We start from the raw sequence: 7,480 nt of genomic DNA, 5'->3' as shown, positions 1-7,480 counted from the left end.
CGCCTCGCCCCCCTCCTCGACAACGACCGCAACCAGATCGAACTCTTCACCGCCCTGCTCCTGTCCCTCCCGGGCTCCCCGATCCTCTACTACGGAGACGAGATCGGCATGGGCGACAACATCTGGCTCGGCGACCGCGACGCCGTGCGCACCCCCATGCAGTGGACCCCCGACCGCAACGCCGGCTTCTCCTCCAGCGACCCCGGCCGCCTCTACCTCCCCACGATCATGGACCCCGTCTACGGCTACCAGGTCACCAACGTCGAGGCCTCCATGTCCTCCCCCTCGTCACTGCTCCACTGGACCCGCCGCATGATCGAGATCCGCAAGCAGAATCCTGCCTTCGGACTGGGGTCCTACACCGAACTCCAGTCGTCGAACCCCTCGGTCCTCGCCTTCCTGCGCGAGCACGAGGACGACCTGGTCCTGTGCGTGCACAACTTCTCCCGCTTCGCACAGCCGACCGAACTCGACCTGCGGGTCTACGACGGACGCCATCCCGTCGAGCTCATCGGCGGAGTCCGCTTCCCCGCCATCGGTGAACTGCCCTATCTGCTCACCCTCGCGGGCCACGGCTTCTACTGGTTCCGGCTCTCCCGAGTCGCATCCCGCATCGGCCGACGCCGCTGAGCGCGCGACGCCGAGGAAAGGACGCGTCACCATGCCGAAGACCGTTTCCGTCCGGCCGGGACACAGGACGGGTCTCGACCGGCCCATGGCCTCGCTGGCCGGGCTGCTGCGCGAATGGCTGCCCCGCCAGCGCTGGTTCGCGGGCAAGGACCGGCCCGTCACGGACCTCACCGTGCTGTCCCTGACCGAGCTGTTCCCGGGCTGTCTGCACCTGCTGGTCCACACCGGACAGGCCGGGGTCCCCGCCCCGGTGGGCACGCCCTCGGCCGGAGACTGCTACCAACTGCTGCTCGGTGTGCGGGAGCAGCAGGCGCCGCACCTGGACCGGGCGTTCATCGGCCGGGCACACGCGGGTCCGCTGGCCGGTCTCGCGGTGTACGACGCCCTGTACGACCCGCGCTCGGCCGAGCTGCTCCTGGAGCGGCTGCGGCACCCGGGCACGGCGGGCCCGCTGTGCTTCGAGGCGGACCCGGCCAAGCGCGTGCCCGGCGGACTCGCGCCGCGTCTGCTGGACGCCGAGCAGTCCAACTCCTCGCTGGTGTACGGCGATGCGTACATCCTGAAGGTCTTCCGGCGCATCCAGCCCGGGGTCAACCCCGACCTGGAGGTGCCGGGGGCGCTGGCCGCGCAGGGCTGTCTGCGCGTGCCCGCGCCGGTGGCCTGGTTCCGGACGACGGAACCGTGGGCGGCGACGCTCGGCGTGCTCCAGCCGTTCCTGCCCGACGCCGACGACGGCTGGACGCTGGCACTGCGCGCACTCGCCGCGCGAGACGACTTCACCACGGAGGCACACCAGCTGGGGCGGGCCACGGCCGACGTGCATCTGGCACTGTCCACCGCCTTCCCGTCCACTGCCCACGGCGAGAACGGACGTACGGCGGAGGCGATGACGGCACGGCTGGAGGCCGCCGTGCACTGCGTGCCCGCGCTGCGGCCGTTCGTCCCGGGGCTCCGCACCGCCTTCGGCGCGCTCGTCACGTGCGACGCCGGGCCGCCCGCCCAGCGCATACACGGCGACCTCCACCTAGGACAGGTGCTGCGAGCCGGCCACGAGTGGTTCGTCATCGACTTCGAGGGCGAGCCGTCCCGCCCCCTCACCGAGCGGTGCAGCGCCCAGTCCCCCGTGCGGGACATAGCCGGCATGCTGCGTTCCTTCGACTACGCGGCCCGGCAGCGCCGCCCCTGGCGCCCGGAGTGGGCCCGCCGCTGCCGCGAGGCCTTCTGCGCGGGCTACGCGGCCCGCGCCGGGTGGGATCCACGCAAGAAGCACGCCCTGCTGCGTGCCCACGAGACCGACAGGGCGGTGTACGAGGTGCTGTACGAGGCCCGGCACCGCCCGGACTGGCTTCCGGTTCCCATGGCCGCGATCAAGCGGCTCGCCGTACGTGGAGGCTGACCTCATGGCACTGCGCGACACCTCGCTCCCCGAGCCCTCCGGCCCGCTCCCGCCCACGGCGGCCCCGCTGGACGCCGCCGACCGTGAGCGCCTGCTGACTGGCGCCCACCATGATCCGCACGACCTGCTGGGCGCCCACCCGGCCCCGGGCGGGACCGTCTTCCGGGCGCTGCGCCCGTTCGCCCGTGCGGTGAGCGTCGTGATCGACGGAATGCGCAGCGGGCTCGTCTCCGAGGGCGACGGACTCTTCGCCGCCGTACTCCCCCACGACACGGTCCCGTCGTACACGCTGGTGGTGGAGTACGAGGACGGCGAGCAGGAGGTGCACGATCCGTACCGCTTCCTGCCCGCTCTGGGCGAGCTCGATCTCCATCTGATCGGCGAGGGCCGGCACGAGCAGCTGTGGAAGGCGCTGGGCGCCGAGCCGATGACCCACCAGGGCGTCACCGGCACCCGGTTCACCGTGTGGGCGCCGAACGCCCGGGGAGTGCGCGTCGCCGGCGACTTCACCTGCTGGGACGGCACCCAGTACCCGATGCGTTCGCTGGGCTCGTCCGGCGTGTGGGAACTGTTCCTGCCGGGCGTCGGCGAGGGCACCCGGTACAAGTTCGAGATCACGTCCCGCTACGGTGGCCGGTTCCTCAAGGCCGACCCGATGGCGCGGCGCGCGGAGGTCCCGCCGAACACCTCCTCCATCGTGCACACCTCGCACTACGAGTGGGGCGACGAGAGGTGGATGGCGCACCGCGCGGACACGCCGGTCCACGAAGCCCCCTTCTCGGTCTACGAGGTCCACCTCCCCTCCTGGCGGCCCGGCCTGACCTACCGCCAACTCGCCGACCGGCTGCCCGCCTACGTCAAAGACCTCGGCTTCACCCACGTCGAGCTGATGCCCGTCGCCGAGCACCCCTTCGGCCCCTCCTGGGGCTACCAGGTCACGTCCTACTACGCGCCGACGTCCCGTCTGGGGACCCCCGACGACTTCAAGTACCTCGTCGACGCCCTCCACCGGGCCGGCCTCGGCGTGATCATGGACTGGGTGCCCGCGCACTTCCCCAAGGACGACTGGGCGTTGGCGCGCTTCGACGGGGATCCGCTGTACGAGCCCGGGGACTCACGGCGGGCCGAGCATCCGGACTGGGGGACGTACGAGTTCGACCTCGGCCGCATCGAGGTGCGCAACTTCCTGGTGGCGAACGCCGTGTACTGGTGCGAGGAGTTCCACATCGACGGCCTGCGCGTGGACGCGGTCGCCTCGATGCTCTACCTCGACTACTCGCGCGACTCCGGTCAGTGGACGCCCAATGTGTTCGGCGGGCGGGAGGACCTGGACGCGGTGGCGTTCCTGCAGGAGATGAACGCGACCGTGTACCGGCGCAGTCCCGGTGTCGTGACCATCGCGGAGGAGTCGACCGCGTGGGACGGGGTGACCCGGCCGACGGACAGCGGCGGTCTGGGCTTCGGGCTGAAGTGGAACATGGGCTGGATGCACGACTCGCTGGTGTACATGCAGCACGAGCCGGTGCACCGCAGGTACCACCACCACGAGATGACCTTCTCGATGGTCTACGCCTACAGCGAGAACTACGTCCTGCCCATCTCGCACGACGAGGTCGTCCACGGCAAGCGTGCGCTCGTCGCCAAGATGCCGGGCGACTGGTGGCAGCAACGCGCCAACCACCGCGCGTATCTGGGCTTCATGTGGGCCCACCCCGGCAAGCAGCTCCTCTTCATGGGCCAGGAGTTCGCCCAGGGCGGCGAATGGTCCGAGGCCCACGGCCCCGACTGGTGGCTGCTGGACCCGGCGTACAGCGCCGAGGCCGACCACCGCGGTGTGCGGGACCTCGTACGGGATCTGAACGCGCTGTACCGCGCCACCCCGGCCCTGTGGCAGCGGGACACCGATCCGGCCGGCTTCCGATGGGTCGTCGGCGATGCCGCGGACGACAACGTCTTCGCCTTCCTGAGGTTCGACGGGCGGGGGACACCGTTGCTGGCGGTGTCCAACCTCTCCCCCGTCGTCCGGCAGGACTACCGTCTCGGCGTCCCCGACGACGTCCCCGCCTGGCACGAGACCCTCAACACCGACCGCGCGTGCTACGGGGGCAGCGACGTCACCAACCGCGGAGCGCTGGTGCCGGACGACGGCGGGCTCCGGCTCACCCTGCCGCCCCTCGCCACGGTGTGGCTGGCCCCGGCGCCGGTTCAAGGATGACCGAAAGGGGCAGTCGGGGGAGGTGCGCACCGTAGGAGTGGAGGAGGAACTCCTCTTGGTCGATCCCGGGACCGGGGAGCCCCGGGCGGTGTCCGCCGCGGTGCTCGCCCGCGCCGACCAGGACGACCAGGGCGGGGAGGTGTTCGAGAAGGAGCTGCACAGCCAGCAGCTCGAGTTCGCCACCCATCCGCAGTCGGACATGGGTGATCTGGCCGCGGAGATCGTCCGCTGCCGCGAGGAGGCCGCGCACCTGGCCGGGGAGGCCGGCTGCACCGTCGCCGCGCTGGCCACCTCGCCGCTGCCCGTCACCCCCTCGGTCAGCGCCGACCGCCGCTACGCGTGGATGGCGGAGCAGTACGGCATCGGCGTGCACCAGCAGCTGGTCTGCGGCTGTCACGTCCACGTGGCCGTCGAGTCCGACGAGGAGGGGGTCGCCGTCCTCGACCGGATCCGGCCCTGGCTGGCGGTGCTGACGGCGGTGAGCGCCAACTCCCCTTTCTGGCAGGGGAAGGACACCCGGTACGCCAGCTACCGCAGCCGGGTCTGGCAGCGCTGGCCGTCCGCCGGACCGACGGAGGTCTTCGGCTCGGCCGAGCGGTATCACCGGCGGGTGGCAGACATGCTCGCCACCGGCGCCGTCCTCGACGAGGCCATGGTCTACTTCGACGCGCGCCTGTCCGAGCGGTATCCGACGGTGGAGATCCGTGTCGCGGACGTCTGCCTGCACACGGAGACCGCCGTCCTCGTGGCCGCCCTGGCGCGCGGGCTGGTGGAGACGGCGGCGCGTGCCTGGCGGGCCGGCGCCGGGCCGTCGGAGTCAAGTGTGAGCCTGCTGCGGCTGGCCGCGTGGCGCGCGGCGCGCTCGGGGCTGTCCGGGGAACTGCTCCACCCCGAGACCATGCGGCCGGCGCCCGCGGAATCGGTGCTGCGAGACCTCCTGGAGCACGTCGCGGCCCCGCTCGCCGACAGCGGTGACACCGGGCGCGTGCGCGAAGCGTTCGGCATGCTGCGGCGGCGGGGCAACGGCGCCTCGGTGCAGCGCGAGTCGCTGGAGCGGGCCGGGAGCCTGCGGGACGTCGTCGCCGAATGCGTACGGCACACACAGCTCGCGCCGTCGTGATGGTGTGCCTTGCGCGGAGCTCCCGGACGTGTCTAGATCATCAGTCGGCGAAGACTTGACCGTTCCGAACACCAAACGGGGTCGCCTGGGCTAGATTCGAGCACCGCCGACCACGGTACTGGTCGGCAGTATCACCCTCCGTACATCCCAGGAGCAGTGCATGCGCGACTTGGCCCTCGCTCCGGCGGCGGTTCCGCCCCTGGTCGGCGGGCTCGCCGACAGCGTCTTCGACATGGCGGTCCGCAACCCGACCCTGCCCGTGCTCGCCCGCCGAGCGGACGGCGACCCCACCACCTGGGAGGAGGTGACGGCGATCGAGCTGCGGGACGAAGTGGTCGACGTGGCCAAGGGGTTGGTGGCCTCCGGGATATCGCCGGGCAACCGGGTGGCCGTCATGTCCCGGACGCGGTACGAGTGGACCGTGCTCGCCCACGCGCTGTGGTCGGTGGGCGCGGAGGTCGTCCCGATCCATCCGGCGTCGTCCCGGGACCAGGTCGAGTGGATCCTGCGGGACGCCGGCTGCGTGGCCGTCGTGGTGGAGGACGACAAGGGCGTCATGACGGTCGGCACCGTGTGCACGGGGCTTCCGCGGCTGCGGCACGTCTGGCAGTTGGACGCGGGGGCGTTGGCCCAGCTGACGGAGCGGGGCACGTTCATCCCGCTGACCACGGTGGAGTCACTGCGCCGTCTCGTGCTGCCGGACTCGACGGCGGCCATCGCCTACACCTCGGGCACATCGGGCCGCCCGATGGGCTGCGCGCTGACCCACCGCAGCCTTGCGCATCCGTGCGACACGCTGCTCGCCGGCTGGGGGCACACGGCGGCGGCGCCGGGCGAACAGCCGTCCGTCCTGGCCTTCCTGCCGTTCTCGCACGTGTACGGGCTGATGATCCAGGTGATGTGCGTGCGCGGCGGAGTCCTCATGGGGCACGAGCCGGAGATGACCGAGGAAGCCCTGGCCTCGGCCCTGCGCACCTTCCGGCCGACGTACTTCTACGCCGTGCCGTCGCTCTTCGAGAAGCTCTACAAGACGTTCCTGCGGACCGCCCAACAGGCGGGCCGCGGTGCCCTGTTCGAGCGCGCGGCGGAGACCGCACGGGACTTCGCTGCGGCCCAGGAACGACAGCGGCTGGGCAGGGGACCAGGCCCCGGGCTCGACCTGCGGCTGCAACACGCCCTGTACGAGCGGACGGTGTACCGCAGGCTGCGTGCGGTGCTCGGCGGCCGGGTGGTCCGGGCCACGTCCGGCGGCTCGGCGCTCAGCCGTGAACTGTCCCTCTTCTACGAGGGCATCGGCATCTACGTGCACGACGGCTACGGGCTGACGGAGGCCAGCGGCGGCATCACCATGCAGCCGCTGGGCCGGGAGAAGTCCGGGACCGTGGGGCGGCCCCTGCCGGGCATGGAGATCCGGGCCGCCGCCGACGGAGAGATCCTGGTGCACGGTCCGTCGGTGTTCCAGGGCTACATCAACGACGAGGCGGCCACGCGGACCGCGCTGCGCGGAGGCTGGCTGGCCACCGGGGACATCGGAAAGCTGGACTCGGAGGGCTACCTGACGATCACGGGCCGCAAGAAGGACATCATCATCACCAACAGCGGCAAGAGCGTGGCGCCGGCCCCGCTGGAACAGCGGCTGCGGATGCATCCACTCGTCCACCAGGCGGTGGTCGTCGGCGACGACCGGCCCTGTGTGGGAGCCCTGATCACCCTGGACCCGGAGTACCTGGCGCACTGGCGGACTGCCCTGGCGCTGCAGTCCGACACGCCGGGCCGGGAGGCGCGGGAGGACAACGCGCTGCGGGAGGAGATCGCGCGTGCCATCGCCGCGGCCAACAGCACCGTGTCACGCTCCGAGTCCATCCGGGTCTACCGGGTGCTCCCCGAGCCCTTCGACCCGGCCAACGGACTGCTGACGCCCTCGCTGAAGCTGCGCCGGGACGCCATAGTGCGGCACTACGCGGCCGAGATCGAGGCGATGTACCAGGCCCGGACCCAAGCCGCGCGCCGGCCGGTGCCGGAGGAGCCGGACGACTGGGACGACTCGGACAACGTGTTCCGGTGAGGAGTCCCCGCCTGTGGGCACTCGGAGAGGGCGAGAGAGAACGAGCGACGACGG

5 protein-coding genes are annotated in these 7,480 nt (G+C 71.6%); all 5 read left to right on the top strand.

What is annotated here, in order from left to right:
- Nucleotides 1-630, top strand: a 630-nt coding sequence (locus ACIPSA_RS29885; RefSeq protein WP_402639858.1) for an alpha-glucosidase C-terminal domain-containing protein, incomplete at its 5' end; no start/stop codon positions are given.
- A gap of 31 nt (nucleotides 631-661) precedes the next feature.
- Nucleotides 662-2,026, top strand: coding sequence for a maltokinase (locus ACIPSA_RS29880; protein ID WP_402639856.1), 1,365 nt, complete (start codon nucleotides 662-664; stop codon nucleotides 2,024-2,026).
- A 4-nt stretch (nucleotides 2,027-2,030) separates the two neighbouring features.
- Complete coding sequence (gene glgB / locus ACIPSA_RS29875) at nucleotides 2,031-4,241, top strand: 1,4-alpha-glucan branching enzyme (RefSeq protein WP_402639854.1); 2,211 nt, start codon at nucleotides 2,031-2,033, stop codon at nucleotides 4,239-4,241.
- Nucleotides 4,242-4,263: 22 nt separating this feature from the next.
- On the top strand, nucleotides 4,264-5,361 hold the full coding sequence (locus ACIPSA_RS29870; RefSeq protein WP_402639852.1) for a glutamate--cysteine ligase: 1,098 nt from the start codon (nucleotides 4,264-4,266) through the stop codon (nucleotides 5,359-5,361).
- Between the two features lie 160 nt (nucleotides 5,362-5,521).
- Complete coding sequence (locus ACIPSA_RS29865) at nucleotides 5,522-7,426, top strand: AMP-dependent synthetase/ligase (RefSeq protein ID WP_402639850.1); 1,905 nt, start codon at nucleotides 5,522-5,524, stop codon at nucleotides 7,424-7,426.
- The last annotated feature ends 54 nt before the right edge of the window (nucleotides 7,427-7,480 follow it).

It is taken from the genome of Streptomyces sp. NPDC086549 (genome assembly GCF_044746205.1).
Taxonomy (GTDB): Bacteria; Actinomycetota; Actinomycetes; order Streptomycetales; family Streptomycetaceae; genus Streptomyces.
The sequence above is the reverse complement of the archived record's forward strand: the minus strand, read 5'-3'. Positions and strand labels throughout refer to the sequence as shown.

Coding starts and splice junctions, on each gene's coding strand:
- ACIPSA_RS29880 (WP_402639856.1), top strand. CDS start 662: ATGCCGAAGACCGTTTCCGTCCGGCCGGGACACAGGACGGGTCTCGAC.
- glgB (WP_402639854.1), top strand. CDS start 2,031: ATGGCACTGCGCGACACCTCGCTCCCCGAGCCCTCCGGCCCGCTCCCG.
- ACIPSA_RS29865 (WP_402639850.1), top strand. CDS start 5,522: ATGCGCGACTTGGCCCTCGCTCCGGCGGCGGTTCCGCCCCTGGTCGGC.